At 54.6% G+C, this 25,697-nt stretch carries 27 protein-coding genes; 14 read left to right on the forward strand and 13 right to left on the reverse strand.

The window, feature by feature from the left end; translation table 11 throughout:
* Positions 1 to 143 precede the first annotated feature (143 nt).
* The 6 genes from gyrA (at position 144) to AC0JZ1_RS08665 (ending at position 8,499) form a co-directional block, all read left to right on the forward strand.
* The gene (gene gyrA / locus AC0JZ1_RS08640; protein WP_471881974.1) at positions 144 to 2,978 is read left to right on the forward strand and encodes a DNA gyrase subunit A; all 2,835 of its coding nucleotides are present in this window, start codon (positions 144 to 146) and stop codon (positions 2,976 to 2,978) included.
* A 276-nt stretch (positions 2,979 to 3,254) separates the two neighbouring features.
* Positions 3,255 to 5,555, forward strand: a complete 2,301-nt coding sequence (locus tag AC0JZ1_RS08645; RefSeq protein ID WP_471881975.1) for a TonB-dependent receptor — start codon at positions 3,255 to 3,257, stop codon at positions 5,553 to 5,555.
* 73 nt (positions 5,556 to 5,628) lie between these two features.
* On the forward strand, positions 5,629 to 6,315 hold the full coding sequence (locus tag AC0JZ1_RS08650; protein WP_471881976.1) for a Fe2+-dependent dioxygenase: 687 nt from the start codon (positions 5,629 to 5,631) through the stop codon (positions 6,313 to 6,315).
* Positions 6,315 to 6,965: a tetratricopeptide repeat protein gene (locus tag AC0JZ1_RS08655; RefSeq protein WP_471881977.1), complete on the forward strand. Its 651-nt coding sequence runs from the start codon at positions 6,315 to 6,317 to the stop codon at positions 6,963 to 6,965. Before AC0JZ1_RS08650 ends, AC0JZ1_RS08655 begins: the two co-directional genes overlap by 1 nt.
* A 3-nt stretch (positions 6,966 to 6,968) precedes the next feature.
* The gene (locus AC0JZ1_RS08660; RefSeq protein ID WP_471881978.1) at positions 6,969 to 8,054 is read left to right on the forward strand and encodes an alpha-hydroxy acid oxidase; all 1,086 of its coding nucleotides are present in this window, start codon (positions 6,969 to 6,971) and stop codon (positions 8,052 to 8,054) included.
* A 16-nt stretch (positions 8,055 to 8,070) separates the two neighbouring features.
* Positions 8,071 to 8,499: an OsmC family protein gene (locus tag AC0JZ1_RS08665; protein ID WP_471881979.1), complete on the forward strand. Its 429-nt coding sequence runs from the start codon at positions 8,071 to 8,073 to the stop codon at positions 8,497 to 8,499.
* Here the strand turns inward: AC0JZ1_RS08665 and AC0JZ1_RS08670 are convergent, their stop codons facing one another.
* Positions 8,500 to 8,997: a BON domain-containing protein gene (locus AC0JZ1_RS08670; protein ID WP_471881980.1), complete on the reverse strand. Its 498-nt coding sequence runs from the start codon at positions 8,995 to 8,997 to the stop codon at positions 8,500 to 8,502.
* A 61-nt stretch (positions 8,998 to 9,058) separates the two neighbouring features.
* Entirely contained in the window at positions 9,059 to 9,556 is a 498-nt protein-coding gene (locus AC0JZ1_RS08675) for a peptide deformylase (RefSeq protein ID WP_471881981.1), read from the reverse strand.
* Positions 9,557 to 9,753: 197 nt separating this feature from the next.
* On the opposite strand from AC0JZ1_RS08675, the gene mgtE reads away from it, so the two are divergent.
* Both mgtE and AC0JZ1_RS08685 read left to right on the forward strand, forming a co-directional pair.
* Positions 9,754 to 11,169: a magnesium transporter gene (mgtE, locus tag AC0JZ1_RS08680; RefSeq protein WP_471881982.1), complete on the forward strand. Its 1,416-nt coding sequence runs from the start codon at positions 9,754 to 9,756 to the stop codon at positions 11,167 to 11,169.
* A gap of 83 nt (positions 11,170 to 11,252) precedes the next feature.
* Complete coding sequence (locus AC0JZ1_RS08685) at positions 11,253 to 11,639, forward strand: MerR family transcriptional regulator (protein WP_471881983.1); 387 nt, start codon at positions 11,253 to 11,255, stop codon at positions 11,637 to 11,639.
* A 54-nt stretch (positions 11,640 to 11,693) separates the two neighbouring features.
* Here the strand turns inward: AC0JZ1_RS08685 and AC0JZ1_RS08690 are convergent, their stop codons facing one another.
* Positions 11,694 to 12,647, reverse strand: a complete 954-nt coding sequence (locus tag AC0JZ1_RS08690) for a heparan-alpha-glucosaminide N-acetyltransferase (protein ID WP_471883400.1) — start codon at positions 12,645 to 12,647, stop codon at positions 11,694 to 11,696.
* Positions 12,648 to 12,710: 63 nt separating this feature from the next.
* The gene (locus AC0JZ1_RS08695; RefSeq protein WP_471881984.1) at positions 12,711 to 13,394 is read right to left on the reverse strand and encodes a DUF599 domain-containing protein; all 684 of its coding nucleotides are present in this window, start codon (positions 13,392 to 13,394) and stop codon (positions 12,711 to 12,713) included.
* Positions 13,395 to 13,553: 159 nt separating this feature from the next.
* On the opposite strand from AC0JZ1_RS08695, the gene AC0JZ1_RS08700 reads away from it, so the two are divergent.
* A complete protein-coding gene (locus tag AC0JZ1_RS08700; protein ID WP_471881985.1) occupies positions 13,554 to 14,951 on the forward strand; it encodes an L-serine ammonia-lyase in 1,398 nt (465 codons plus the stop codon).
* Positions 14,952 to 15,023: 72 nt separating this feature from the next.
* Positions 15,024 to 15,461 (forward strand): DUF1489 family protein, encoded by a 438-nt coding sequence (locus AC0JZ1_RS08705; protein ID WP_471881986.1) that lies wholly within the window; start codon positions 15,024 to 15,026, stop codon positions 15,459 to 15,461.
* A 50-nt stretch (positions 15,462 to 15,511) separates the two neighbouring features.
* Here the strand turns inward: AC0JZ1_RS08705 and AC0JZ1_RS08710 are convergent, their stop codons facing one another.
* The 6 genes from AC0JZ1_RS08710 to AC0JZ1_RS08735 all read right to left on the reverse strand — a co-directional run bounded on the left by AC0JZ1_RS08710 (position 15,512) and on the right by AC0JZ1_RS08735 (position 20,791).
* Positions 15,512 to 15,781: a hypothetical protein gene (locus tag AC0JZ1_RS08710; protein WP_471881987.1), complete on the reverse strand. Its 270-nt coding sequence runs from the start codon at positions 15,779 to 15,781 to the stop codon at positions 15,512 to 15,514.
* A gap of 99 nt (positions 15,782 to 15,880) precedes the next feature.
* Positions 15,881 to 17,350, reverse strand: coding sequence for an SPOR domain-containing protein (locus tag AC0JZ1_RS08715; protein ID WP_471881988.1), 1,470 nt, complete (start codon positions 17,348 to 17,350; stop codon positions 15,881 to 15,883).
* 132 nt (positions 17,351 to 17,482) lie between these two features.
* Positions 17,483 to 18,232, reverse strand: coding sequence for a hypothetical protein (locus AC0JZ1_RS08720; protein ID WP_471881989.1), 750 nt, complete (start codon positions 18,230 to 18,232; stop codon positions 17,483 to 17,485).
* Between the two features lie 139 nt (positions 18,233 to 18,371).
* Positions 18,372 to 18,980: a transglutaminase-like cysteine peptidase gene (locus AC0JZ1_RS08725; RefSeq protein WP_471881990.1), complete on the reverse strand. Its 609-nt coding sequence runs from the start codon at positions 18,978 to 18,980 to the stop codon at positions 18,372 to 18,374.
* 543 nt (positions 18,981 to 19,523) lie between these two features.
* Positions 19,524 to 20,129 (reverse strand): PilZ domain-containing protein, encoded by a 606-nt coding sequence (locus AC0JZ1_RS08730; RefSeq protein ID WP_471881991.1) that lies wholly within the window; start codon positions 20,127 to 20,129, stop codon positions 19,524 to 19,526.
* A gap of 80 nt (positions 20,130 to 20,209) precedes the next feature.
* Positions 20,210 to 20,791, reverse strand: a complete 582-nt coding sequence (locus AC0JZ1_RS08735) for a PAS domain-containing protein (RefSeq protein WP_471881992.1) — start codon at positions 20,789 to 20,791, stop codon at positions 20,210 to 20,212.
* 164 nt (positions 20,792 to 20,955) lie between these two features.
* Here AC0JZ1_RS08735 and AC0JZ1_RS08740 point away from each other — a divergent pair, with 164 nt between their 5' ends.
* Entirely contained in the window at positions 20,956 to 21,750 is a 795-nt protein-coding gene (locus AC0JZ1_RS08740; RefSeq protein ID WP_471881993.1) for a rhomboid family intramembrane serine protease, read from the forward strand.
* A gap of 105 nt (positions 21,751 to 21,855) precedes the next feature.
* Positions 21,856 to 22,290: a CBS domain-containing protein gene (locus tag AC0JZ1_RS08745; protein WP_471881994.1), complete on the forward strand. Its 435-nt coding sequence runs from the start codon at positions 21,856 to 21,858 to the stop codon at positions 22,288 to 22,290.
* Between the two features lie 34 nt (positions 22,291 to 22,324).
* On the opposite strand, the gene AC0JZ1_RS08750 is transcribed toward AC0JZ1_RS08745, so the two are convergent.
* The 3 genes from AC0JZ1_RS08750 to folE form a co-directional block, all read right to left on the reverse strand.
* Positions 22,325 to 23,284: a patatin-like phospholipase family protein gene (locus AC0JZ1_RS08750; protein ID WP_471881995.1), complete on the reverse strand. Its 960-nt coding sequence runs from the start codon at positions 23,282 to 23,284 to the stop codon at positions 22,325 to 22,327.
* A gap of 107 nt (positions 23,285 to 23,391) precedes the next feature.
* Complete coding sequence (gene hisI / locus AC0JZ1_RS08755) at positions 23,392 to 23,850, reverse strand: phosphoribosyl-AMP cyclohydrolase (RefSeq protein WP_471881996.1); 459 nt, start codon at positions 23,848 to 23,850, stop codon at positions 23,392 to 23,394.
* 17 nt (positions 23,851 to 23,867) lie between these two features.
* Entirely contained in the window at positions 23,868 to 24,476 is a 609-nt protein-coding gene (folE, locus tag AC0JZ1_RS08760; RefSeq protein ID WP_471881997.1) for a GTP cyclohydrolase I FolE, read from the reverse strand.
* Positions 24,477 to 24,753: 277 nt separating this feature from the next.
* On the opposite strand from folE, the gene AC0JZ1_RS08765 reads away from it, so the two are divergent.
* Together AC0JZ1_RS08765 and yidD are read left to right on the forward strand one after the other, a co-directional pair.
* Positions 24,754 to 25,197, forward strand: a complete 444-nt coding sequence (locus AC0JZ1_RS08765) for an iron-sulfur cluster assembly scaffold protein (RefSeq protein ID WP_471881998.1) — start codon at positions 24,754 to 24,756, stop codon at positions 25,195 to 25,197.
* A 4-nt stretch (positions 25,198 to 25,201) separates the two neighbouring features.
* Entirely contained in the window at positions 25,202 to 25,570 is a 369-nt protein-coding gene (gene yidD, locus AC0JZ1_RS08770; protein ID WP_471881999.1) for a membrane protein insertion efficiency factor YidD, read from the forward strand.
* Positions 25,571 to 25,697: the final 127 nt, after the last annotated feature.

Raw genomic sequence — 25,697 nt, forward strand, 5'->3', positions numbered from 1 at the left:
ATGTCTTATCTAACGCTGCCTGACTATGTTTCCGGCCATATCGCAGCCGCAAAGAACTGTTCAAAACCCGCCTCAAAATTGGCGTTTGAATAGGACATCGGCTATATACACCAGACTGATTCCGAACAGAGATCGTATCCGATTTGACTGAACAGAGCACTCCTGGCGGCGGAAAGCTGCCACCTGGCATCGAACCCATTTCCATTATGGAAGAGATGCAGCGTTCCTATCTCGATTACGCGATGAGCGTTATCGTGAGCCGTGCGCTGCCCGACGTTCGTGACGGCCTTAAGCCAGTTCACCGCCGTATTCTTTATGGCATGTCCGAACTGGGCATCGATTGGAATAAGAAATACGTGAAATGCGCGCGCGTAACCGGGGACGTGATGGGTAAATACCATCCGCACGGGAACGCCGCGATTTACGACGCTTTGGCGCGTATGGCCCAGGACTGGTCCTTGCGCCTGCCTTTGATCGACGGTCAGGGCAATTTCGGCTCGATCGACGGCGATCCACCAGCCGCTGAGCGCTACACCGAATGCCGCCTGCAAAAGGCTGCCCATTCGTTGCTCGACGATTTGGATAAGGAAACGGTCGATTTCCGCGACAACTATGATGGCACCCTGTCGGAGCCGGTCGTTGTTCCAGCCAAGTTCCCCAACCTTCTGGTCAACGGGGCTGGCGGTATCGCGGTTGGTATGGCGACGAACATCCCGCCGCATAACCTTGTTGAGGTGATTGACGGCTGTGTGGCCCTCATCGACAACCCTTCGATTGAATTGCCCGACTTGATGCAGATCATACCCGGGCCGGACTTTCCGACGGGTGCTTTGATCCTCGGTCGCTCAGGCATCAAATCCGCTTACGAGACGGGTCGCGGTTCTGTCATCATGCGTGGCCGTGCGCATGTCGAGCCGATGCGCGGGGATCGTGAGCAGATCATCATCACCGAGGTTCCCTATCAGGTGAACAAGGCGACGATGATCGAGAAGATCGCCGAACTTGTTCGGGACAAGCGGATCGAAGGCATATCGGATCTACGCGACGAGTCCGACCGGCAAGGTTACCGTGTCGTTATCGAGTTGAAGCGCGATGCGAATGCCGATGTCATCCTGAACCAGCTATATCGCTATACACCACTGCAGACATCGTTTGGCTGCAACATGGTGGCACTTAACGGCGGTAAGCCTGAGCAGTTGACACTGCTCGATATGTTGAAGGCCTTTGTCACCTTCCGCGAAGAGGTCGTCAGCCGCCGCACGAAATATCTGCTTCGCAAGGCACGTGAGCGTGCGCATGTCTTGGTTGGTCTGGCGATTTCTGTCGCCAATATCGATGAGGTCATCAACCTCATCCGTCGTGCGCCCGATCCGCAGACTGCACGCGAGCAGTTGATGGAGCGGCGTTGGCCTGCGAAGGATGTAGATGCGCTCATCCGTCTGATCGATGACCCACGCCACCGCATCAATGATGATGGTACATATAATCTGTCCGAAGAGCAGGCGAGGGCGATCCTCGAACTGCGTCTGGCACGCCTCACCGCCCTTGGTCGCGATGAAATCGCCGATGAATTGAACAAGATCGGTGCGGAGATCAGCGATTATCTGGACATTCTCTCCTCGCGGATTCGCATTCAACAGATCGTCAAGGACGAGTTGACGGCTGTTCGCGATGAGTTTGGCACACCGCGCCGGACGGAAATCATGGACGGCGGACCGGATATGGACGATGAGGATCTCATCGCCCGCGAAGACATGGTGGTGACGGTTTCGCACCTCGGTTACATCAAGCGTGTGCCGCTGACGACCTATCGTGCGCAACGTCGCGGCGGCAAGGGCCGTTCTGGAATGGCAACGCGCGACGAGGATTTCGTCACCCGCCTGTTTGTCGCCAACACGCACACGCCTGTTCTTTTCTTCTCCTCGCGTGGTATCGTCTACAAGGAGAAGGTCTGGCGTCTGCCGATCGGTACGCCGCAGTCTCGCGGCAAGGCTCTGATCAATATGCTTCCGCTGGAACCCGGCGAACGCATCACGACGATCATGCCGCTGCCAGAAGATGAGAAGAGCTGGGAAAACCTCGACGTGATGTTCTCAACGACGCGCGGTACGGTGCGTCGTAACAAGCTGTCCGACTTCATCCAGGTCAATCGCAACGGAAAAATTGCGATGAAGCTTGAAGAAGAGGGCGATGAGATTCTGTCTGTTGAAACGTGCTCACCGCCTAATTCTGACCTGAATCTGCCAGGTGATGACGTGTTGCTCACGACGGCTATGGGGCAGTGCATCCGCTTCCCTGTTGATGATGTTCGTGTGTTTGCTGGTCGCAACTCGATTGGTGTCCGCGGTATTTCTCTTGCCGATGGAGATCGTCTGATCTCTATGACCATAGTTGGCCATGTGGATGCTGAACCATGGGAACGTGCGGCTTATCTGAAGCGCTCCGCGACTGAACGTCGTGCGGCTGGTGTCGATGAGGACGATATCGCTCTGGTCGGCGAAGAGGTGACAGAAGAAGGTCAGCTCTCTGATGAGCGTTACGAATATCTGAAGCAGCATGAACAGTTCGTGCTGACGATTTCGGAGCGCGGTTTCGGCAAACGTTCTTCTTCTTACGACTTCCGTACGTCCGGTCGTGGTGGCAAGGGTATCCGTGCAACTGACACCTCGAAGACCAACGAGATCGGCGAACTGGTTGCTGCCTTCCCGGTAGAGGACAAGGATCAGCTGATGCTGGTGTCCAATGGTGGTCAGCTTATCCGCGTCCCTGTTGATGGTATCCGAATCGCAAGCCGCGCAACGAAGGGCGTTACAATCTTCTCAACCGCCAAGGACGAGAAGGTGGTATCGGTCGAGCGTATCAGCGAGCCGGAAGGCGAGGGCGAGGAGAGCGGCATTCTGCCTGAGGAGATTGTGGCAGAGACTGGCGATCTGGGTGGCCCCGCACCTGAAACGGGTGCGGAGGATAACGCAGAGTAAAGCCTGCCCCGGTCCTTGGTAAGAATTTTAGAAGCCGCACCAGCAAGATACTGGTGCGGCTTTTTCGTTTGCGGGGTCGCCTTATGCGCGAAAATTAATATACCTGAATTTTATAATCATATTTTTGTTTATCGCTATTAAGACTTATTGACTCCAGTTTACGGAATTAATAGTGGAGAAAAATAGACAAGTTTGCGGCGACATTGCGAAAGCTGTGTCACGGTTGCGTCGGGGCGGCGCGGATCAGAATTTGTCTGAGGGTCTCAGGAGAGTATGATGCATCAAGATTTACGTATGGGTTCGCTTCGTCCACTGATGTCTGGCGCGGCGGCTACGGCGGGCCTCGCCGTGTCAATGTCTGCCATTCCAGCAATTGCGCAAACACAGAATTCGGCTGCCAAGGCAAAGCCAGCAAGCGCAGCAACTGGCGATGAAGTTGTTTTGGAACGGGTCACGATCAGCGGTGAGGGCGGAAAGTCAGCTAACACGAACCAGCGCAACACAGGTATTGCGCGGCTTAATGCATCGATCAAAGAAACGCCGAGAACCGTCAATGTCGTTCCGGCTGAAATTATAGAACAGCAGCGTGCAACGACATTGGAGCAGGCGCTGCGCAATGTGCCGGGCATCACCCTTTCAACCGGCGAGGGCAATGGCGGCCAGAATGGTAGCCAGTTCCGCATTCGTGGTTTCCAGGCACGTAGCGATATTTATGTCGATGGTCTCCGCGACTTCGGTGTCTATTCCCGCGATACGTTTAACACCGAAGATATTCAGGTTTTCAAAGGCCCATCGGGCGATAACTTCGGGGCAGGAAACACCGGCGGCCTTATCAATCAGGCTACCAAGCGTGCGCGCCTGGAAAATTTCACTAGGGTTGATCAGGGCGTCGGCAGCGGTCCTACCTATCGCACGACCGTTGATACCAATTACAAGATTAATGAGACGACAGCCGTTCGCATTAATGGCGTGTTCCACAAGCAGGATGTAGCGGATCGTGATCACGTCACTGCGGATCGCCGCGGCTTCGCAGTCGACCTGGGCATGGGCCTTGGTACGGACACCGAGTGGCATCTGAGCTACAGCTATCTGCACGGTGATGGTGTGCCAGATTATGGCCAGCCAATGGTCCGCGGTCGTGACGGGATCTACCTGCCCGTAGCTGAATATGGGTTCGACCCCTCCATCTCCTATGTTCGCTCAACCAATCAAGACGTGACGAACAACCACATGCTGGGCTCCAGCTTAAAGTCAGAAGTGAATGATTGGTTGACATTAACCAACGATACTCGCCTGACGTTCTACGGACGCGACTTTGGCGGCACAGTTCCTGGCTCCTGCGCAAACACAGCTGCGACGGCGACCGCTGCCGCCACCACTTGCGCAACCGATTTCTTTAATCGCAGGACTTCCGCTACCTATGGTCTCGGCGCTGGCGGCGGCCTGACCTACAAGCAGGACGGTTGGGCTGCTCAGAACGTCAGTTCGGCTCAGATGGAATTCGATCTTGGCGGTCTCAAGAACAAGGCTGTCGTGGGACTGGATGTCAGCTATCAAAATGATGAGCGCGTAGACGCCAGTTGGCCGACTTGGGCGAACCGTAACCGGGAGTCACTGTTCAATCCGCGTTATAACTACAACTTCACACCTGTCTACAACTATGCCGCCAAGCGCACGCTGGATGCGACCAATGTTGGTCTCTTTGCCAATGATCGTCTCTATCTGACAGATCAGTTTTCGGTGCTGGGCGGCGTTCGTCTTGACTACTTCAAGACTGAATTGGAGCAGAGCGGCGCGCAAGCCTCGCAAAGCAGCACTGATCTCAATCCATCATTTGGCGTGATTTGGGAGCCGAACCAAAACCTGTCTCTCTATGCCTCTTTCGCCCGCACACATAAGCCAGTTTCCACAGACATCGCAGCGTTGACAGGCAATGCCAGCGAATTGCCATCTCGCACTTCGCCGCTTGCTCCCGAAGTTTCCGATACGTGGGAAGTGGGCGGGAAGCTGGACCTTCTCGACGGAGCTCTGGGCCTGACGGGTGCTGTCTTCCAGGTAGACAAGGATAACTCCTATAACGAAGTTACCGGCCTTCCTGCAGGTGCGGGCGATGCCCCGACAGGTCGTCGTGTACGTGGTGTCGAAACAGGTATCAGCGGCCAGATCACCGATAAGTGGAACGTGTTGGCGAACTACGCTTTCCTGGATGGAGAAATCACATCTTCAGCCACACGGGCTGACATTGGCCACGAGGCGCCGAACGTTTCCAAGCACAACTTCAACCTTTGGACGACTTATACGCTGGCCGAAGAAGTTTCTGCTGCTCTTCCGGGGAAACTGCAGATTGGCGGTGGCTTCCTTTATGCAAGCTCCTATTGGCTGGATACGGCCAATACGCAGAAGATTCCGCAGACGCTCTCCTTCGATGCCGTTCTTTCCTATCAGACTGACAAGTTCCGGGTGTCTCTGAACGGTTATAATTTGACTGATCATCAGAACTACCAGTCGGCTCAGGGCGGACGTGCCGTTCCGTCTTCTGGACGTACGGTTATGCTCAACATCGGAACCACCTTCTGATGTGCAGCAAGACTGAACCGACACGCGCCGCTTCGTGCGGCGCGCGTTTTCGTGCGTGAAAGAAAGCCTGACGATGCTGATAGAAATTCCCGATGTTCTGACGCCGGAAGAGGTGCGACATTTCCGCTCCGTATTGGAAACATCACAATGGGTCGACGGTCGGATCACCGCTGGAGACCAGGCAGCAAAAGCCAAAAACAATCTTCAGATCCCGGTCGATAGCGAGGAAGCGCTTGAACTGGGTGAACTTGTTCTGGAAGCGCTTGGTCGTAATGCAACTTATAATTCTGCGGCACTGCCGCTCCGTGTCTTGCCGCCAATGTTTAATAGATACGATGTTGGCATGACCTTTGGCGCGCATGTCGACAATTCCATTCGCACGGTTCCGGGCACGGGTGGCATGCGCATGCGCGCCGATGTTTCCACGACGATTTTTCTCACTGATCCGGATGACTACGAAGGCGGTGAGCTGGTTATTGAAGACACTTACGGCACACATGCGATCAAGCTCCCGGCGGGCCATATGGTCGTCTATCCATCCTCCAGTCTCCACCGGGTCATGCCAGTCACGAAGGGGAGCCGATGGGGCTGCTTCTTCTGGGCGCAATCCATGGTTCGGGATGATGGTCAGCGGGCAATGCTTTACGACCTGGATGTCGCAATCATCCAGACCCGCCAGCAGTTGGGGGATGATAACGCCGCCGTCCTTGGCTTGGTCAGCCACTATCATAACCTTCTGAGACGCTGGGCTGAATTATAATGCAGACGGAAGGCCAGCCTACGATCGTTGAGGCACAGCTAGCGCTTGGCCAGATGCACTTGGACAGGGGCGATTATGAGCAGGCCATTGAGCAGTTTCGGGCAGCTGCGCGTAGCGGCGAAGCCCCGGCGCTGAACATGTTGGGTCGTGCCTATGAACGAGGCTGGGGAACATCAGCCGATGCTACCACTGCTGCGGCCTATTATGAGGCCGCGGCACATAAAGGCGATGTCTGGGCCATGTTCAATCTTGCCGATCTTCATGTGAGAGGGGCTGGCGTCTCACAGGATGATGCGGCCGCCTTTTCGCTCTATGTGGAGGCGGCTCAGAAGGGACATGCAAAATCGCTGAACATGTTGGGGCTTTTCCACGAGGAAGGGCGCGTGGTTGAAGCGGATCGTTCCGCGGCAATGGCTTTGTTTGTGGCGGGGGCAGATGCCGGAGATTGTTGGGCTATGCTGAATGCTGGAAGGCTTTGCCTGGCGAACAGCGACGAAGCCGCGGCAGCTGGCTATTTTGAACGTTCGCTCTCGGTTGGCTTCCCGGATTTCTATCGTCATCTCTTAGATTTGTTGAATCAATGCCCACATTCATCTTTGCGCGACATCGCCAAGCGGGTAGGCGAGCTTGCTGCGCATGAGGCGCTATAGCCTATGAAAATTGTGCCTGCCGACACTGTTAGTCTCACGGATTACGAGCGCCATTTTCATAATTCAGTCGATCCTGCCATTACAACCTATATTTGTGGCCCCGCAGCGGACGGCTTCACGCGCACGCGCAATCGCGCACAATTCGATAATTACCTGCTGATGCCGAAGGCACTTACGGACCTGCGTCAGGCCAGTGCGGCCAGCAGTCTGTTCGGGTTAAAGCTGGATTATCCCATCATCCTTGCACCCACCGCCTATCACAAGCTTGTCGATCCGATGGGTGAACTCGCAACCGTTCACGCTGCAGGCCTTACAAAAACCTGGATGACGGCAAGCCTGCTCTCCAGCGTTTCGATGGAAGAGATTGCCGCACATGCAAGTTCGCCGCTCTGGTTTCAGCTCTACCTGCAGGAGGATCGAGAGGAAAGTCTTGAGCTGGTGCGAAGGGCAGAGCAGGCCGGATACGCTGCCATTGTGGTCACAATCGACGCTCCTGTCACCGCCATGCGGAATGCCCAACAACGGGCTGGTTTCCAACTTCCCATGGCTATTCGCCCGGTCAATCTGGATGGCTTGAAAGGATCGGCACCCGTGCGTGCTGTCAGCGGCAGTCCGGTGTTCCAGGGGATGTTAAAACACTCAGCACGCTGGGAGGATATTGGCTGGCTTCGTGATAATTGCAGCCTGCCCATCCTGCTGAAAGGCATATTGAACCCCGACGATGCCGAAAAAGCCATAAGACTTGGCGTCGAAGGGATAATCGTTTCCAATCATGGCGGTCGCGTTCTCGATAAGCTTCCCTCAGCCTTGGATGTTCTTCCAATGATTACGCAGCGTGTCGGCGGGCGCGTGCCAATTATTGCGGATGGAGGTGTTCAGCGAGGAACAGACATCCTGACGATGCTGGCAATGGGCGCCTGTGCTGTGATGCTGGGCGAACCCGTTCTTCATGCTCTTGCTGTGGGCGGAGCAGATGGAGTAGCTCACATGCTGACAATTTTGCAGACGGAATTTGAAGCGGCCATGGCTATTACAGGACGGGCCACACTTGCGGAGATAGACGAGTCGATGCTTCTATCCCTCCAATAAATTTAAGAGGGCGGCTATGGTCGAAATACGGGTGAAGGTGAGAGAAACTGGCGCTACGGCAAAACTCGGTGCACGAGGAAGGGCATCGTTGCAAACGGTTACAGGCGGCGAACTGGAAGTCGTGACTGGCGTATCTGAAGCAGGCTTTAATCCGCTGGACCTGCTGTACTCTTCGCTTGCCGCATGCCTTGTTCTCAGCGTCAAGGGAGCGGTTGTAAGGCTTCAACACCTCGAAAGATTTCGCGACGTCGAAGTGACTGTCACGGGCGAAAAGGCGCATGAAGGCGTGTCACGCGTAGAGCATTTGGATGCAACGATTATTCTGCACGGCGATTTTGATGAAAGCCAGCGCCTTGAAATCGTAGCGCTGGCCAAAGAGCTTTGCACAGTTAGCAACACGCTGGCCCATCAACCTTCAATGAAGGTTTCGGTGCTGCCGGGGTAATCAATCCTCGTCAGGGATAAGGCTATCGATGCCGAGAAGGGTCAGTTCGTTGACAACGCGACCGACACCGGGGACGCGCTTAACATGGGCCACGATCTTGCGCGCTGTTTGGTCGTCATCCACCTCTCCTTCGATTGTTACCGTGGTGCCGTCAGCGCGGATATCGATGGTCTCCATAGCGACGAGATCGAGCGCTTCGATGGCATCGCTCACGCGTTCTTCAAGATCATCGGATTCTTCCAAGCCTTTTGTGGCAGGCGTTGCCCGGTCCTCAATAGGTTCCTCCAGACCGGTCTCATCGGCGCTGTCCACCTGGAAGCCCTTGTTCCGCTCGCGGTCGAAGTTTGCATCAGGATCACCATAGGCCGCGTTGCCTACAGGACCGGCGGTCGCGCCCGCTTGATCCGCGTAAGGCCAACCATCATCAATGTTGCGGGTATCGTAATCGCGATAATCCGCTTCGCGCGAAAGGTCATTCTCATTCTTCTTTGCCGGCATAATCCGCCTCCTATGGCTGTGGTGGGCGCATAACGCACGGAAGCGAGGATAGTTCGCTGAATTAGAAGATGTTCTGCTTCTCCCACTTTTTCAAAATACGATCGCGCTTCAAGCGAGACAGCCGCTTCACCCAAAAAATGCCGTCCAACTGGTCTATTTCATGCTGGATGCACGTAGCCAGAAAGCCGTCTGCTTCTTCTTCGTGAATGGTGCCGTCCAGAGCCTGATAACGGAAAAGAATATGGCTTGGCCGATCGATCTCATCCGTAAAGCCGGGCATGGAAACGCTACCTTCCGTGAAACGCTGCAGTGGCCCTGTGGCGTCGAGAATGACTGGATTAATGTGAATATGAATCTTCTCGGCTGGTGCCAGTTGAATGACGGACACGCGTAGCAATTCCCCTATATGCGCAGCCGTGATGCCAACGCCTGGCGCCGCATGCATCGTATCGAGCAGATCACGGCTAAGCATCTTCAGCGCCTCATCAAAGGCTTCCACGGGAGAGCATGGCTGCGAAAGCTTGGGGTGAGGATAGTGAATAATTGGGCGGACTGACACGCTAATGGCTCCGTGAGGGCAAGATAAACGATCTACCGGAACGCACTGGTGCAGCCGTTCCCGTGACTGTGCGAGAAAGGGGCTATCAACAATCAGGATATTGCGCTATCCGCTTGTTGACAATCGACTTTTGCCAGCCATTCATGCCGCATGAAAGCGGCACTATAGCAGGTTTGTATTCGGGATAAGGAGCGGCGATGACGAATATCGAGGAAGACCGCAAACGCCCGCCTGCCGAGGATAACAACGACGATATTTACGCAGAAAACGGCGCAATCCGCTCTGACTTCCTTGCAATGGTGGGCGCGGCTATTGCCGACCGCGATCTTATCTTTCTGCGGCACAACGTCGTTTCTCTGCACGAGTCAGAACTAGGCGACCTTCTTGAGTCCATCTTGCCTGATCAGCGACTGGCGCTCGTCAAGCTTTTGGGCGACGACTTTGACCTCACGGCGCTGACGGAAGTTGATGAGGCAATTCGTCTCGAAATCGTCGATCAAATGCCGAATGAGCAGATTGCCGCAGCAATCGGCGATCTCGATTCAGACGATGCCGTCTACATTCTTGAAGATCTTGATCAGGAAGACCGAGAAGAAATTCTGGCGCAATTGCCGTTCACTGAACGGGTGCGTTTGCGCCGCGCTTTGGACTATCCAGAAAGCTCTGCTGGTCGGCGTATGCAGACGGAGTTCGTCGCTGTTCCGCCATTTTGGACGGTCGGGCAAACGATAGATTACATGCGTGATGAGGAGGAACTGCCGGAGAGTTTCACCCAGATCTTCGTCATCGATCCAACTTTCAAGCTTCTGGGTGTTATCGATCTCGACCGCATTCTACGCACCAAGCGTCAGGTCAAGATCGAAACGATCATGCGGGAGACGAACTATCCCATTCCGGCCGATATGGACCAGGAAGAAGCAGCGCAGCTTTTCGAGCAGTATGACCTTCTATCCGCTGCTGTCGTGGACGAAAACGGACGCTTGGTTGGTATCCTCACCATTGATGACGTCGTTGACGTTATTCAGGAAGAGGCCGAAGAGGATATCATGCGCCTCGGCGGCGTGGGTGATGAGGAGCTTTCCGATACGATACCGGAAACATCGCGTTCTCGCGTGCCTTGGCTACTGGTCAATCTCGTTACGGCACTTTTGGCGGCTTCCGTTATTTCGCTGTTCGAGGCGACCATCGAACAGATCGTGGCCCTCGCCGTTCTGATGCCAATCGTTGCCGGCATGGGAGGCAATGCTGGCTCGCAAACCATGACCGTTACCGTTCGCGCGCTCGCAACTCGTAATCTCGATATCTACAATGCCTGGCGCGTTGTTCGGCGTGAAGCGGGCGTGGGTTTGCTGAACGGTGTGATATTTGGCGTTCTGATCGGTATTGCGGCGGGCTTATGGTTCCATGATCCAAATATCGGTGGCATCATCGCCGCTGCCATGCTGATAAATATGATGGCCGCTGCCTTTGCTGGGATTATGATTCCTCTGTTGCTGGACAAGGTGGGCGTTGATCCCGCAGTGGCTTCAGCTGTTTTTGTCACCACTGTTACAGACGTGACCGGCTTTTTCTCATTCCTGGGATTGGCGACGTGGTGGTTTGCCATAAGCTAAGAACGCATTTTACCGTGTGTCTGTCCAAAATTGACTTGCACGTAAAAGTCAATTAATTTGAAAGTCTCATACGGGATCAAGGCGTGAACAAGTACTATAGCATTACAGAGCTGACGCGTGAATTCGGTGTCTCCACCCGTACGCTGCGTTTCTATGAGGATGAAGGGCTTATCCACCCTGAGCGTCGCGGTCGAACACGTCTGTTCCGAGCTGCTGATAGACGTCTTATCCAAGAGATTTTGCGTGGACGCCGCATTGGCTTCACTATCGCTGAAATTCGCGAGATCATTCAGGTTTACAAAGAGCCACCCGGTGAAATCGGTCAGTTGAAATTACTGATGAAGAAGGTGGATACGAAGCGAGATGAATTGCGCCAAAAGCGCAAGGATATCGACGAGACCTTGAGCGAACTGGACAATGTTGAAGAGGCCTGCCTGACACGCCTTGCCGAAATTGGCGTCGGCACCTGATCGACATCCATTGATTAAGTAGCGTTGGGCTGCTCTTGAGCAGCCCAAACTGTTTCAGGGTGCCGGCATCGAGCACTGCTGAACGATGCCTTGGACGCGATCATCGCTGTTGGGATTAACCTGACCGCGAAATATTGGCAGAAGAAGCGATTGGTTCGAGAGTTCCTGGGCGGTGCACCCGCAGAAACGTTCGCACAGCGCCGCATCATTGGTCTGCGCCATGCAGGCGGGTGAACAACTATTCTTGTAGTTCTGAACAAGGTCTGGTGCGGGTGGCGGCACGACTAGAGAGGCGAGGTAGACAGTACCGATCAGGATAGGCTGATGAACCAGGTAGAAGATCAGGCTATGTTGGCCCGCTCGCGTCAGAATATTTGGTTTCTGCTGCACGGTCGCCAAGCGTTGAAACGTTCCATTTCGCCGCAACACGCCTGCCACCGCGACACCAGCCAATACGGCTGCAAGCCACGGGAAAATCGGCACATAATCGTTGGAGCGAGGACTGATTTCCGCAAAGCCGACCCAAGCCAACCAGCGGCTGTCGAAGATTGGAAAGCTGAATATGCCCGGCATGACCCAGTTATCGAGGATCATTACCCCAATCAGCAGCAGGGCCACCAAGCCAGTTAAAAGTGGTTGTAGCCGCAGGAAGACCAGCGCAATCAGGCTTGAAATGGTAATGTTGTGTAAGATGCCGAAGAAAATCCACTCATCGGGCAGAGCGACATAAGAGCCAATGCTGATAACGAGAGCCGCCGCAGCAACCATAGCGAACCGCTTTGCAAAGGAAGGCCAACGAATCTCGGGCGTATGAGCAAGGACCAGGCTGAGACCGACGAGGAACAGGAAACTGGTGGCAATGCATCGCGCATAAAGCTTCCACAGACCATGAGTGGCCGTTCCTGCTTCAAGGTAGCCGAAGAACTCCAAATCCCACGTAAAGTGGTAGGAGGCCATGGCAAAGAGAGCGACGCCCCGCAGGGTATCGATCAGCAAAATGCGCGGCATCCGTTGCGTTGCGCCAGCGGTTTCAGGTTGGGCCAAAGCTTGATTTCCTTGAAATTCTTGCGGCTATTTGTCCATCAACGCGCGTCTTGCCTCGGAGAAAAACTGCCGACGGGTGAGGACCACGATCACAAACAGGGTCGATGCCATGAACATGTAGGGCCCTATGAACCAACCGAGATAGCCGATGGATAAAAAAATAGTTCTAAGCCCAGCATTGAAGTGCCTCGCCGCGATCACGTTCATGCGGATAACGTTTTCCGCAGCCTTTTCCGTTTCCACGCGCGAAGCGGTAGTATCGCTGGCCATAGGCAAGCCGCCGAAGAGAATTGTGCAATAGTTGAACAGCCGATACGACCAACCGAACTTGAAAAATGAGTAGCCGAACAGGGCAGTCAGGCCGACAACTTTTGCTTCGAAAGCTGCTCTTCCGCTGTAATCCACGAAAGCCAGATCACCCAGCACCGTATCCACTTTCTCGGTCGCGCCAAGAAGGGCGAAGCAGCCACCAATCGCAAATATGGAGGTGGATGCAAAAAACGCAGTGCCATTTTGAAGGCCGGCCATGATTTGGGTGTCTATCATTTTCAAATCGCGTTTGAGCGAATTGTAGATCCAGTGTCGCCTATGCTCAGCCATCACCTGGTTCAGGCTCTTTCTGGGCAGGACAGGCTCCCCACTGGTCAGCCAGGAGTAGCCAATCCAGAGCACAGCAAAAAAGGCGAGAGCAATATAATCGGCGAGTGTCATTTCCAACCAGCATAGGCATTCGGTGTTGCCTTGTATGCGGCAGATTCTGCTTATCGACAAGCGTCGTTCGATGGTAGGGGCAGAGTCGCAAGCAGGTCTGGACAGAGCGCATTAGGTTTGTAGTGTATCCCGCCAGCGCGCAATTGGGGCAGTCATTACATGTTCTTATCCGTATTTGATGTATTTAAAATTGGTGTAGGACCGTCGAGTTCTCATACCATGGGGCCAATGTCTGCGGCCAACCGCTTTCTCGCGCTGCTCGCTTCCGATGAATGGCCGCGTCCCAGCAATGCGCATGTTGCTGCCATCAAGGCCAGCCTGCATGGTTCACTCGCTTTCACCGGAATTGGCCATGGCACGGGCAGGGCGGTTATCCTTGGCCTCATGGGTGAAGCGCCGAACAAGGTTGATCCAGACAAGATGGATGAGATCATCGCGACGGTGGAGCGAACAGGAAAAGTTACGCCACCAGGCCATCCAGCCTACGATTTTCAACCCTCAACCGATCTGATTTTTGATAAAAAGCAGGCACTACCAGGACATGCCAACGGCATGAGCATTTCTGCTTTCGATAAGGACGGCCGGTTGCTGCTGAAGCGGATTTATTATTCGATTGGTGGCGGATTCGTGGTGACGGATACAGAACTGGAAGCCATGCGCGGCCAGAAAGCACAGTCTACCGATCGCGTTCCTTATCCATTCTCGACAGCAAAGCAGATGCTGGAAATGGCCCGATCTTCCGGCCTCTCCATTGCCGACATGAAGCGCGCAAATGAACTAACCAAGATGAGCGAGCAGGAGCTGAACGATGGCTTGGAAGCCATATGGGCAGCGATGGCGAGTTGCATCGATCGTGGCCTCAAGGTCGATGGCATTATGCCGGGCGGCCTCAAGGTACGAAGGCGCGCAAAGTCAATTTTCGAGAAGCTCACCGCCGACTCCCGCAGCAACCGGCTCAATCCGCTTTTGGCCAATGACTGGCTTAGCGTCTATGCCATGGCCGTGAACGAAGAAAATGCATCAGGCGGTCGCGTTGTAACGGCTCCCACCAATGGCGCAGCTGGCGTAATCCCGGCCACCATCCGCTATTTCCTCCACTTCCACGATGATGCGACCACCAAGGACGTCCATAATTTTCTACTCACGGCTGCAGCGGTAGGTGGTATCATCAAACACAATGCTTCCATTTCAGGTGCTGAAGTCGGCTGTCAGGGCGAAGTCGGCTCTGCCGCTGCCATGGCCGCTGCCGGCCTGGCTGCCGTCATGGATGGAACGCCTGAGCAGATCGAAAATGCAGCAGAGATTGCGCTCGAACACCACTTGGGGATGACCTGTGACCCCATCGCCGGGCTCGTTCAAGTTCCCTGTATCGAGCGCAACGCACTTGGTGCGGTCAAGGCAGTCACCGCAGCGTCTCTGGCAATCAAAGGCGATGGCACGCACTTCGTGCCTCTCGACGCCGCTATCGAGACAATGCGCCAGACGGGCAACGACATGAGCGAGAAGTACAAAGAAACCTCGACCGGCGGTCTTGCGGTGAATGTTGTTGAGTGTTGATTGAACTGCTTTTTGAGCCAGAAGCAAAAGAAGAGCCTTGACCTAAACCCACGAAGGGTCTTTTAGCGGGTTATGGCTCTTCACCTCATCAAACTCTGCGTTGGCGCCGAATCTCTTCAAGATCTGAAGGAGTGGGTGGCTGAACGTTCACTCACGGCGATTGCTGCTGGCATGCAGCCACATACAACGCATACAACGCGTATGGTTCCAAAACGTCTGGAGGAAATCATTCCAGGTGGCTCGCTTTACTGGGTTATCAAAGGGCAAGTAGCTGCCCGGCAGCCGCTATTGGAGATCGTAACCTTTACAGGTGGCGACGGGATTTCGCGATGTAATCTGGTTTTGGGGCCCGAAATTATTGAAACCGTGCCGCAACCCAAGCGCCCCTTTCAGGGATGGCGCTACCTCAAGCCGGAGGATGCGCCGCGCGATTTAGGCACAATCGGTGACGATGTCGCATCTATGCCGGAAGACCTCCGGCGTGAGCTGGCCGAACTCGGCCTGCTCTAACTTACTTACACCGGGTGCATGCCGAGGTTTCGGCAATGCTCCAGCGCACGTTACCGCACCCGCAGACGAAGGGGAAACCGACCACCACGCGGCGAAACATGCAGGTGAATATTTGCTTCCGGCTGCGTGTGACGCCAAGCGCGCGCACCGTGCGAAAGAAGCATTGTCACCAAATCCTTGGTGCGTTCCCGCGGGCGATTGATGCCCATTCCTGCAAGCCGCATCGCTGCTTCATGCAGCGGATGGAGCCCGCTTCCCCGAAGACGACCAGTGGAATTGGCCGGCAAAGGGTAATCGAGATTATTCTCGTTCATTGCCATGTTTGACCTCGTAACGCGATACAATCGAGGATCGAAAAACTATCCGCCCAAGGGCGAACAGTAGGAGGGCGAAGAACTTTCAGCCCTCGAAATTTCAGTTTATTGTTGGGCTGCCCAGCAAGCGACCCCCTTCTTTTTCAAGCCATTGCAAGCATTCACAGCGGATTTCTGATCGTCAAAGCCACCGAACCGTGCGCGATAAACCTGGCTGCCATTGGCTGCGACAGCGACTGCAAAAGGCCTTGCGGAACGCAGAAGGTTACCGCCCTTTTCCTTGGCATTCGACAACAGATCCATTGCAGAATCACGGCTCTGGGAAACACCAATCTGAATGACCCAACCACTCGGCGAATTATCATTGGATGCCGGTTCAGAAGAACGACGTGTCGAAGCTGTCGTCAGCTGGTCTGTCTCGTCCTCTGAAGCAGTTGCCTTCGCCTTGGAAGGTGCCGGGACTGATGCAGTCATGGCTGCCGTAACGGCTGCTGCCGCGGCCTTGCTCTTTGGTTCAGATGCATAGGCAGACGCGCCGGGCATTTTCTGATCGTCCAGACGTGCAACCGGACGCGGAGCCTCTTCTACTTCAGCGACTTCAATTGGCTCCGCCGTAACAGCCTCAGCAACAGAACGTTGTGGCTGAACAGGAGTGGGAACGCTTGCCGGAACAGGCTGTGCGGGAGTGCGTACCTGCGCAATGAGGTTGCTGGTTGCGCCCTGAGAGGCCTTAGGCAGGTAAGTTGCGACCAACTTACGCATCTGGGAGTCGCGGGCCGCAGAACTGGTGCCACCCAGAACAACACCAACAATCGAGCGACCGTTGAGCTGCGCTGAAGTTACAAGATTAAAGCCAGCGGCTCTGGTGTAGCCAGTTTTGATGCCATCCACGCCAGCAACCGAACCCACCAAACGATTGTGGTTGCCGATTGCCTGCTTACCGAAACGGAAAACGCGGGTGGAGAAGTAGCCGTAATACTGAGGATAGTGTTGGCGCAGTGCGATACCAAGGCGAGCCTGATCACGTGCTGTCGTCATTTGTGCTGTGTTCGGCAGGCCATTTGCATTGCGGTACGTGGTGCGGGTCATGCCCAGTGCACGTGCTTTGTTTGTCATCATCTGGGCAAAGCGGGCTTCATTGCCACCAATGAATTCGCCAAGCGCCGTCGCCATATCATTTGCCGATCGCGTGACCAGCGCCTGGATAGCCTGCTCAACAGTGACCGAGCCGCCCGCACGAACGCCAAGCTTCGATGGCGGCTCAGCCGCAGCATGTGCCGAAACAGGAACTGGCGTATCCAAAGTGAAGCGACCTGCCTCGAGTGCTTCGAAGGTCAGGTACAGCGTCATCATCTTGGTTAGCGAAGCGGGGTAGCGCAAGGAATCAGGATCTTCAGAATAAAGAACCTTTCCAGTTTTGGCATCAACGACGATACCCGCATATTTAGGGTTTGCGGATGCCGTTTCTGGATTGAAGGCCGACAAAGCTATGACGACGCAAAAGAAACCGACGATCTTCTGAAAAATCGAGGCACCACCCTTGGGGAAGGATGTTGTGTTGACCTTATTCAGCACGGCTGCACTCACTCATTGCCAATTACGTTGTTATTTTCCGGCTGCCCCCGCAGCACCGTTGAGGTGACAATAGGGGTTTAGCCTTACCAAGAAGTTTATGATGAACGAAGGATTAGCAATTTGCTTTGCCTTCTAGCGGTCGTCAGCTTGGGGTTGGATCAACGCGTCGCTGACAAACTGTTGAATAGCGGCATCAATATGTTCCCATTCGCTAATGTGATTGGAGGAAAAGCGATAAAGAACGCTGAGGCCTGAGCCGAGATGGATATCCCGCTGACAATCCGCAGCCGTGACCGCGTCGTGTTGGTCTGGAAGAACACATCGGACCACGTAATCGGGCACGTTTTTCCGCTTTCCGGTCAGGAGGACTTCCTCGCCGTAGCCGCTCTCTGCCTTCATACGATGAAGGGTTAAGCCGCTGCCGAAATCCGTCTGTTCACCAGTCATAAGACGCCGGTAAATTGGCTCTAACCTTCCCGACATGTCCTTCGACATCGTTGCCTCGGAGATATCGAGAAAAATCAGGTCATTGCCTTTGCCCGGTTCATCAAAGCGAGATTTATCTGCCTCGGTGTATCCATGCATTTGTGGCCACGTCAGATAAAGGTACAGCCGCTCACTTGGGCCGTCCGCGCGCTGCTCACGCAACCGAATAACGTTTGCGGGCAGGGTGAGTGTATCACTTCCGATGATAATGGTGTGATGCTCAGTGCTGGCTGTGTGCCCCGCCAGTGAGAGACGCTGGCCAAACCAGTGACCGCCCCAAATCAACGCGACTGAAAGGGTAGCCAGCAGCATGACGCAAGCTGCACCCCGATAAAGAAGGGGGCGAGCGAAAAGCGGTTCAAACTGCTCGTTCGATGCTTTTGAGGTCACAACCATGTCCGGATGCTGCGTTGAATGGAATCGGTGCGGGCGCTCCCGACCTTTGGGCAGAATCCCTTTCCATGGTTAATGGACGCTTAACGACAAATGGCGCCACCACGGGGACGGTAACGCCATTCCAAATTCTATGATTTTTTTATCGACGGACGCTCGCAACCGCGTTGGCGCGACCGTCCTGAAGTTTCATCCAGGCACCTGGATCATCTTCCGACTGGCGCTTGAGGTAGGTGTATTCCGTATCAGACCAAAGCATGACCTTGTTGCGCATATTATCGAGAATGAAGTCGCCGCGATCCGTCCGCACAGTCAGCACAGCGTGGCCGTCTCCATTCGGCTGCAGGACAACGGTAATGAGAAGGTCAGATGCCGGAATGCCCTGGTTCATCAGCATCTTTCGCTTTAGCAACACGAAATCTTCGCAATCGCCAGCCGTGGTGGGATAAGCCCAGCGCTCTTCAACGCCATAAAGCTCCATATCGGTCATGGGTTTAATCGTCGTGTTGACGGTGTAGTTCACATCGAGAATCTTGCGCCACCGTTCTTCCGTCAGGCTAAGTGGCCCGCGATCAGGTTCGGTTGGGCGGCATTCGCTTGGGTAGCTCTGGCAAAATTCATAATGGCCGATCGGGGGATTGGCTTTGCCTGTGACGTGCATGCTGGCAGGGCCTGCAATAGCGGCATGGGCAGCGAAGAGCGTGAAGCCAAGTGCGGCGAGGCGCGATCCGATCTGGGTAAGCCGAGACATTTTTTTCTCCCCGTTTTGATGGGGTGAATGTCTCATGCGGCTGTTCAAATAGAGACAAAATGAGCAGTAAAAACAATCGCTTGTTTGATTCAAAACTGCATCAAATTTTCAGCAAATTAGAAAGGAATGAAAATCAAATACCCATCAATTTCGAGCTGAAATTGATTCAACTTCTACGCAGTTTTTAGAGAAATGCGATTATGTTTCGGATATCTGTCTGATTTCCAACGTCTCTTTTCGCTGGGTGGGGCTAATTTATGTGTTCACCGCCGAGCTAAACGAAGAGAAGCACGATCTTGGAAAAGCGACATGGAGTCGCTCTTTATTCAACCTTGAACCGAGTTTTCAGCGAAAACGCCTCAAATGAGCGGTAAAATTGGCCGGCTATTTCCCGAAAAAAAATCCAGTCGCATCGTTTCCGGACACTTCTGCTTTTGATTATGCTCAACAAAGTGTAACCCGGCAGACCGGAGCCGCAGCAGAAACAGCAGCAAAAAGCCCGGCGGAAACCGGGCTTTGCCGAGATAGACTATAGTTGGGTGCTCACAGGAAGGAGCGGAGGCTCTCTCGCGTCTGAACCATCGCAAACTCAATGGCGACGCCTTCAGCGAAATGACGCACAACATGTCCACGCATGCCGTTGAGGTATACCTGAGTGCCGACTTCGGGCCTTGTTTCCAAGTCAATCGCCGCACCGGAAAGCGACAAATCCACCAGCCGCGCGACATAAGTTGTACCATCTTCAAGCCGAAGTTCGGCACGGGTCACGCGCGGAGCCAGTCGGTCATGGCGACGATCTTCTGGCAGGCCAAGTTCATGACGGTTGGCAAGCCATGTCAGCTGAGCAGCTAACTTTTCGCGCTTCCGGTCCGTCGCCGTGATGGACATGATGAAGCCGCTCTGCGTGAGCTGCAAGACTTGCCCCTCAATTCGGCCTAGATGATCGATATAGGCGATGACACGCTCACCAAGACGCGGAGTACCTACGCACTCAACCAAGAGGTCACCAGGCGACATCTCGACAGCATTGCAGGGATATTCATCCTTAGACGCAAGCATAAGCCGACCCGTCATGTTGACGGTTACGCGCTGAAACGCGTTGGGCGCTGGCTGTTTAGCGGCCTGAGCACTCGGCTGGAAAGAAAACATTCGTATCTCGCTCGGCTTCCACGAGTTATTTCAATAGGCGCTCGAGGTTAATTTAACGTTCATCCATGAGGCAGCTGGTGTCAGAAGGCATCTGACGTGGCCTGCTTTCCGGAGTTCGTCCGCATCAAGTCGACAGGGCCGTTCCCTTCCTCTTCCGATCCGTCCTCGGCAATGGCCCATCCTTGCGTCCGCAAAGTTCCCATGGCAACAGGCGAATGTGAATAGCCGATCTCCCGAGGAATGAGGCTGCCAAGGATGCGGTCGCAGACTCCTTCGGGTGAGTTCAGGGGCAGAAGCAGCATTTCATATTCTCGCAACCGGGACTGGTTGCTGGCATCTACCGCCATGCGGCAACCTTGGCGCAATGTCACGGCATTCAGCACGGCATCTGTGACCTGGCTGCGATTGTCAGATTGAAAAATATGGAGAAAATTGGCCTGCCGGAGCTCAGTGCCGAACATTTCACAGATGCGCGTTCCCGCAAGTCTGAACTTCAAATCGGTTTCCTCCCAGCCTAACAGGAACAGGTCTGGAAGGCGATTTTTAAGAGCGGCCGGTTGCAGCTCCGTGCGAACTGGCAATGGGTTGCCGCGTTTTAATTTGCTCCAATAGACCAACACTTCATTACTGCGGTTGTTCAGAGGCTTCACGACATGTTCCATTCTCGACCGATTCCGGCTTGGAGTTGATGCTAAAACAGCATGTAGCGAAATACGTGCCAACTCGTGGGGAGCACTCCAGTAAATCTTTACAAAGCTTAATTTTTCTCGCCTCGCGATATTTGTTTGAAGCTGATAATCTCCCTGCTCAATCGAGTGGTGGAAGCATGGATGACAAGCAGAAGGGACCTTGGGAAACCGAGGAGGAAAACAGTAAGCTTGAAGATGGAGGGCGCTTGGGTCGCACTGTTCCGCCTGTTGCGCAGAAGGAGCGTGGGCAACCTGCTTTCAACTTGCCGCTTCCCTTGGTTATCTGCCTCATATTGCTGATCGCGCTATTCGTAATTCCGAACTACGTGCTGTCTGGCGAGATGCGCGCCTATTTCCTGTTCGAACTGGCATTCACGCCTTTAAGATATGTCTACCCGCTTGCTGATCAGGGTTTTGAATGGCTTTGGACGCCAGTCACGTACTCGCTTCTTCACGGTGGCTGGGAGCACTTGCTCTTCAACGGCCTGTGGCTTGTGGCCTTCGGCGCGCCTGTTTATCGTCGAATTGGGTTTCCTCGCTTTGTGGTGTTTTGGGCACTTTCCGCTGCAGCTTCAGCCTTTTTTCATGCCTGGCTCAATTGGGGTCAGGAAACGGTTCTCATAGGTGCTTCGGGCGTAATTTCTGCTCTGATGGGTGCAGCGTGCCGGTTCGCGTTTCCAGCTCAAGGGGCTCGGTTGGGGCGTGTCCCAGTCCATTTGCTACCTCGGCAATCGATCGTTGGCGCAATGCGCAATCGTACCGTTTTCATCTTCACTCTTATCTGGTTCCTCGGCAATGTCGCGATCGCCATCGGCTTACCAGTGCTAGGCGCTGAAGATGCCGCCGTGGCCTGGGACGCTCACATCGGCGGCTTTCTGTTTGGCTACTTTCTCTTTGCGCTCTTTGATCCGCCCATGCGCGGTGCGAACTGATTTCCTTGTCTTCTGGTTAAAGCAGGCGCACACTCTTTACACATCGGTGTGCGAGGGGAGTCGCAGATGCCGATGTGCGAAAGAGATGCTCAATAGGAGGAATTGATGCCTGTCTCCGTAAAACATATGCTTGATCGAAAAGGTCGCGACGTTGTTTCCGTATCTCGCGAAACGCCTATCGAAGAAGTTGCCATAACTCTCAATGAGAAGCGCATCGGTGCAATTGTCGTTACAAGCCTGGAAGGCCGGATCGCTGGTATTTTTACAGAACGTGACCTAGTGCGATGCGTGGCAAGAGAGGGCGCAGCTGTGCTCTCAAAGCCTGTATCTTCTGCCATGACAACGACCGTGACGCGATGCACCGAAGAGACGTCGCTCAACGATCTGATGGAAATTATGAGCTCTGGCCGTTTCCGCCACGTACCTGTGGAGAGCGCTGGCAAACTCTGCGGTATCATTTCCATTGGTGACGTGGTGAAAGCCCGCATCCAGGAAATCGAGACGGAAGCTGAGCACATCCGCGCCTATATCGCGAGCTGACCAACTAAGGGCGATGGCCGGCATCGCCCTTACCTTACACGTGCGTGAAGATTTCCTGCATGCGCTTAAGCTCGACGATTCGGGTCTTTGCCTCTTGATAGCCGCGGTCGATTGCTTCACCGGCGCGGTGAAACTCGGACAGGCCGATATCGCTAAGACGCGGATGAAGCGCCAAATCCGGCGGATCACCTGCAAGGCGCGCGCGAGAAATACGTTCCTGAATAATGTTGAACGCTTGCACCATGACACCGGGAACGCCGATACGCGCTTCCTGCACTTTGGTCTGCTGGCCGGGCTGTACAGGTTGGACGCTGGCATTGTGCTTCACGACAGCCGAGCGTCCGAAAATATCGTAGTTGAGATTGACCGCCACAACGAGTGGCTGCTCATAAGCGCGGCAGACGGATGTCGGAACCGGATTTACGAGCGCACCATCAACGAGTGTCCGATTGTTGCATTTTACAGGCTCGAAAATGCCGGGTAGGGCATAGGACGCACGCAGGCCCGTGATGAGAGAACCGCTGGTGATCCACACTTCATGGCCGCTGTGGAGTTCTGTGGCGACAGCAACGAATGGGCGATCGAGATCTTCAATCGCCACGTCTTCCAAATGCTCCTGCATTCGTTTCGTCAGGCGCATGCCGCCAAGCAATCCGCCACCGCCAATTGTCAGATCCAGCAGACCGGCAATGCGCCGCATAGTCAGCGAACGGGCAAAGGTTTCCAACTCATCGAGCTTTCCGGCCAGATAGCAACCTCCCACAAGTGCGCCGATAGAGGTTCCAGCGATCATGCCAACTTCGATGCCCGCTTCTTCAAGCGCACGTAGGACGCCTATATGGGCCCATCCGCGGGCTGCACCGCCGCCCAGCGCAAGCGCCAATTTAGGTTTGCGATGCTTGGCTTCTGTGGGCGGAACGGGCGTATTGTTTGAGCCGCCAGTATCGGAGGTCGTGCCGCCAGATTCGCTGCGATTCCAAGTCCAGTTCAGCATTCGATACCGCCCTTCAGGCTCAATAGCCGGACATACATTGAACGCTCAGAGTGATTGAGAAAGCGTTCATTTTGGGGCCGGTTTGCCGAAAAACGGTGCAGATCTCTTCAGGTTCCGCTGCCGTTGTAAATAGACTCCGGGTCAAAGTGCCGCTTATCGTCAACAATCTCGGTTACGGCTGAGCCGTCTTGCAATTTCACGGCACGATAGAAGCAGGAACGTCGACCGGTGTGGCAGCTGGCAGCATGGCCTTCCACACGCACTTTCAGCCATACGGCATCCTGGTCGCAGTCGGTGAGAAGTTCGACAACTGTTTGAAGATTGCCGGAGGTCTCGCCCTTCTTCCAAATTTTATTTCTTGAACGGCTGAAATAGTGAGCGATGCCTGTTTCAATTGTCAGAGCCAGCGCATCGGCATTCATATGTGCAACCATCAACAACTCGCCATCTGCATGGTCGGTAACGATGGCGGTCACCAATCCAGCCTCATCAAAGCGTGGCGCGAAAGCGCCAGCGTCTTCAAGTTCCGCCTTACTGGAGGGTGCGGATGGAAAGGTGAGGGTCATGAAATGCCTGTTAGAACCTATTTGCGGATCATGGTCAGGAAGCGAACCTGCTCCTGAGCGTTTTCCTTGTATTCGCCGGTGAATGTTGTGGTCAGCGTGGAGGAACCCTGCTTCTGGATGCCACGCATAGCCATGCACATATGCTCTGCCTCGATCATCACTGCGACACCGCGCGGTTTGAGGTTCGACTGAATTGCATCCGCGATTTGCGCAGTCATGTTTTCCTGAGTCTGAAGCCTGCGCCCAAAGACTTCCACCAGACGCGCAATCTTTGAAAGACCCAGCACACGGCCATGCGGAAGATAGGCGACGTGCGCCTTTCCGATAATCGGCACCATGTGGTGCTCGCAATGCGAAAAGAAGGGGATATCCTTAACCAGCACAGCGTCGTTGTAACCGCCGACCTCCTCGAAGGTGCGCCCCAGCACTTCCTCCGGCGTTAGCTCATAGCCGCCAAAAAGTTCGCGATAGGATTTCGCAACACGCTTGGGCGTGTCCAGCAGCCCCTCGCGTGATGGATCATCGCCCGCCCAACGCAGGAGAACACGAACCGCATCTTCTGCTTCCTGCTGCGTGGGACGAGGCTGTTTGTTGCCTGCCGGGAAATTCTTCACGATTGCGTCCATGATCTCGTCTCCTGATGCGGTTCAAGGCCGCACCTGACCTGGCTGTATTGGTCCTTTGGTCGAGTGCCCAGTCAGCCGTTACGCGCTATCTGGCCTGTCGGATCTTTTTTTACAAGACACCTCTGAGCTACAAACAGCTACCGCACCAGAAACAAGTTTCTTGAACGGCATTTTCACGTCATCATATAGAGCAGAGACGTCTCTGCTGCCAGCCACCTGGACACAAGACATTGCATTTGGAAAATGCGGTGTTCACACCGCGACTTTGGGCCTTACCATGGACGACATTTACAACAATCGCATTCTGGAACTGGCGGGTAATATACAGCGTTCCGGCGTGTTGGAGACTGCGGATGCCACTGCCGAGAAGCATTCCCGACTTTGTGGCTCCAAGGTGCGCGTATTTCTGAATGTCACGGATGGCGTGGTTACGGATTTTGCCCATCAGGTGCGCGCCTGTGCTTTGGGGCAGGCATCATCCTCAGCCATGGCACATGTGGTGGTGGGCTCAACCGTTGCCGAGATTCGCCAAGCGCGAACGGATATGCTGAAAATGCTGAAAGAAGACGGTGAGGGGCCAACAGGCCGGTTTGAGGAAATGCGCGTTCTGCGCCCGGTGAAAGACTATAAGGCCCGCCACGCCTCAACCATGCTGACCTTTGACGCTGTTGTCGATTGTCTAGACCAGATTGAAGCCAAACAACCCGCTATCGCTGGATAATCGCATGTGCCGACATTGCGAACAATTGGACGACGATGATGAGGCTCCAAGGCGCCATCGTCGCAGCCGAAATTGGCACGGGTCTTTTCGCAAGACGCCTGATCGATTGCTGGGCATGAGCTTCATCCGGCTATACCAGCTCACGCTCTCCGGCTTCATCGGCAACTCCTGCCGTCACATCCCCACTTGTTCAGAGTTCGGCTATGAGGCGGTGGCCCGTCACGGCTTATGGTTCGGAGGTTGGATGACCGCGTATCGGTTTGCCAGCTGTGGTCCCTTTGGTTCATCTGGACTTGATCCAGTGCCGGAGGTGCTTACAGCTAGTCAGAAATGGTGGGCACCTTGGCGTTACAAGCGTGTGCCTGCTCACTGAGGGGACAGAATGGGAGTAGCCGGCATGCGTATGCCGATGGAATACTTTCAGGCTTCGGCGGCTCTGTTGCAGAGGCTACCAGAAGGCGCGCTGGCCTTTTGGGGCTTTAAGGTCTGACCCGCACGGC

The organism is Affinirhizobium capsici, assembly GCF_977018625.1.

Bases quoted from the DNA above. Each gene is read 5' to 3' on its own strand.
- AC0JZ1_RS08645 (WP_471881975.1), top strand. From the start codon at position 3,255: ATGCATCAAGATTTACGTATGGGTTCGCTTCGTCCACTGATGTCTGGC.
- AC0JZ1_RS08650 (WP_471881976.1), top strand. From the start codon at position 5,629: ATGCTGATAGAAATTCCCGATGTTCTGACGCCGGAAGAGGTGCGACAT.
- AC0JZ1_RS08655 (WP_471881977.1), top strand. From the start codon at position 6,315: ATGCAGACGGAAGGCCAGCCTACGATCGTTGAGGCACAGCTAGCGCTT.
- AC0JZ1_RS08660 (WP_471881978.1), top strand. From the start codon at position 6,969: ATGAAAATTGTGCCTGCCGACACTGTTAGTCTCACGGATTACGAGCGC.
- AC0JZ1_RS08665 (WP_471881979.1), top strand. From the start codon at position 8,071: ATGGTCGAAATACGGGTGAAGGTGAGAGAAACTGGCGCTACGGCAAAA.
- AC0JZ1_RS08670 (WP_471881980.1), bottom strand. From the start codon at position 8,997: ATGCCGGCAAAGAAGAATGAGAATGACCTTTCGCGCGAAGCGGATTAT.
- mgtE (WP_471881982.1), top strand. From the start codon at position 9,754: ATGACGAATATCGAGGAAGACCGCAAACGCCCGCCTGCCGAGGATAAC.
- AC0JZ1_RS08690 (WP_471883400.1), bottom strand. From the start codon at position 12,647: ATGCCGCGCATTTTGCTGATCGATACCCTGCGGGGCGTCGCTCTCTTT.
- AC0JZ1_RS08695 (WP_471881984.1), bottom strand. From the start codon at position 13,394: ATGACACTCGCCGATTATATTGCTCTCGCCTTTTTTGCTGTGCTCTGG.
- AC0JZ1_RS08700 (WP_471881985.1), top strand. From the start codon at position 13,554: ATGTTCTTATCCGTATTTGATGTATTTAAAATTGGTGTAGGACCGTCG.
- AC0JZ1_RS08705 (WP_471881986.1), top strand. From the start codon at position 15,024: ATGGCTCTTCACCTCATCAAACTCTGCGTTGGCGCCGAATCTCTTCAA.
- AC0JZ1_RS08710 (WP_471881987.1), bottom strand. From the start codon at position 15,781: ATGGCAATGAACGAGAATAATCTCGATTACCCTTTGCCGGCCAATTCC.
- AC0JZ1_RS08720 (WP_471881989.1), bottom strand. From the start codon at position 18,232: ATGGTTGTGACCTCAAAAGCATCGAACGAGCAGTTTGAACCGCTTTTC.
- AC0JZ1_RS08725 (WP_471881990.1), bottom strand. From the start codon at position 18,980: ATGTCTCGGCTTACCCAGATCGGATCGCGCCTCGCCGCACTTGGCTTC.
- AC0JZ1_RS08730 (WP_471881991.1), bottom strand. From the start codon at position 20,129: ATGTTTTCTTTCCAGCCGAGTGCTCAGGCCGCTAAACAGCCAGCGCCC.
- AC0JZ1_RS08735 (WP_471881992.1), bottom strand. From the start codon at position 20,791: ATGGAACATGTCGTGAAGCCTCTGAACAACCGCAGTAATGAAGTGTTG.
- AC0JZ1_RS08740 (WP_471881993.1), top strand. From the start codon at position 20,956: ATGGATGACAAGCAGAAGGGACCTTGGGAAACCGAGGAGGAAAACAGT.
- AC0JZ1_RS08745 (WP_471881994.1), top strand. From the start codon at position 21,856: ATGCCTGTCTCCGTAAAACATATGCTTGATCGAAAAGGTCGCGACGTT.
- AC0JZ1_RS08750 (WP_471881995.1), bottom strand. From the start codon at position 23,284: ATGCTGAACTGGACTTGGAATCGCAGCGAATCTGGCGGCACGACCTCC.
- hisI (WP_471881996.1), bottom strand. From the start codon at position 23,850: ATGACCCTCACCTTTCCATCCGCACCCTCCAGTAAGGCGGAACTTGAA.
- folE (WP_471881997.1), bottom strand. From the start codon at position 24,476: ATGGACGCAATCGTGAAGAATTTCCCGGCAGGCAACAAACAGCCTCGT.
- AC0JZ1_RS08765 (WP_471881998.1), top strand. From the start codon at position 24,754: ATGGACGACATTTACAACAATCGCATTCTGGAACTGGCGGGTAATATA.
- yidD (WP_471881999.1), top strand. From the start codon at position 25,202: ATGTGCCGACATTGCGAACAATTGGACGACGATGATGAGGCTCCAAGG.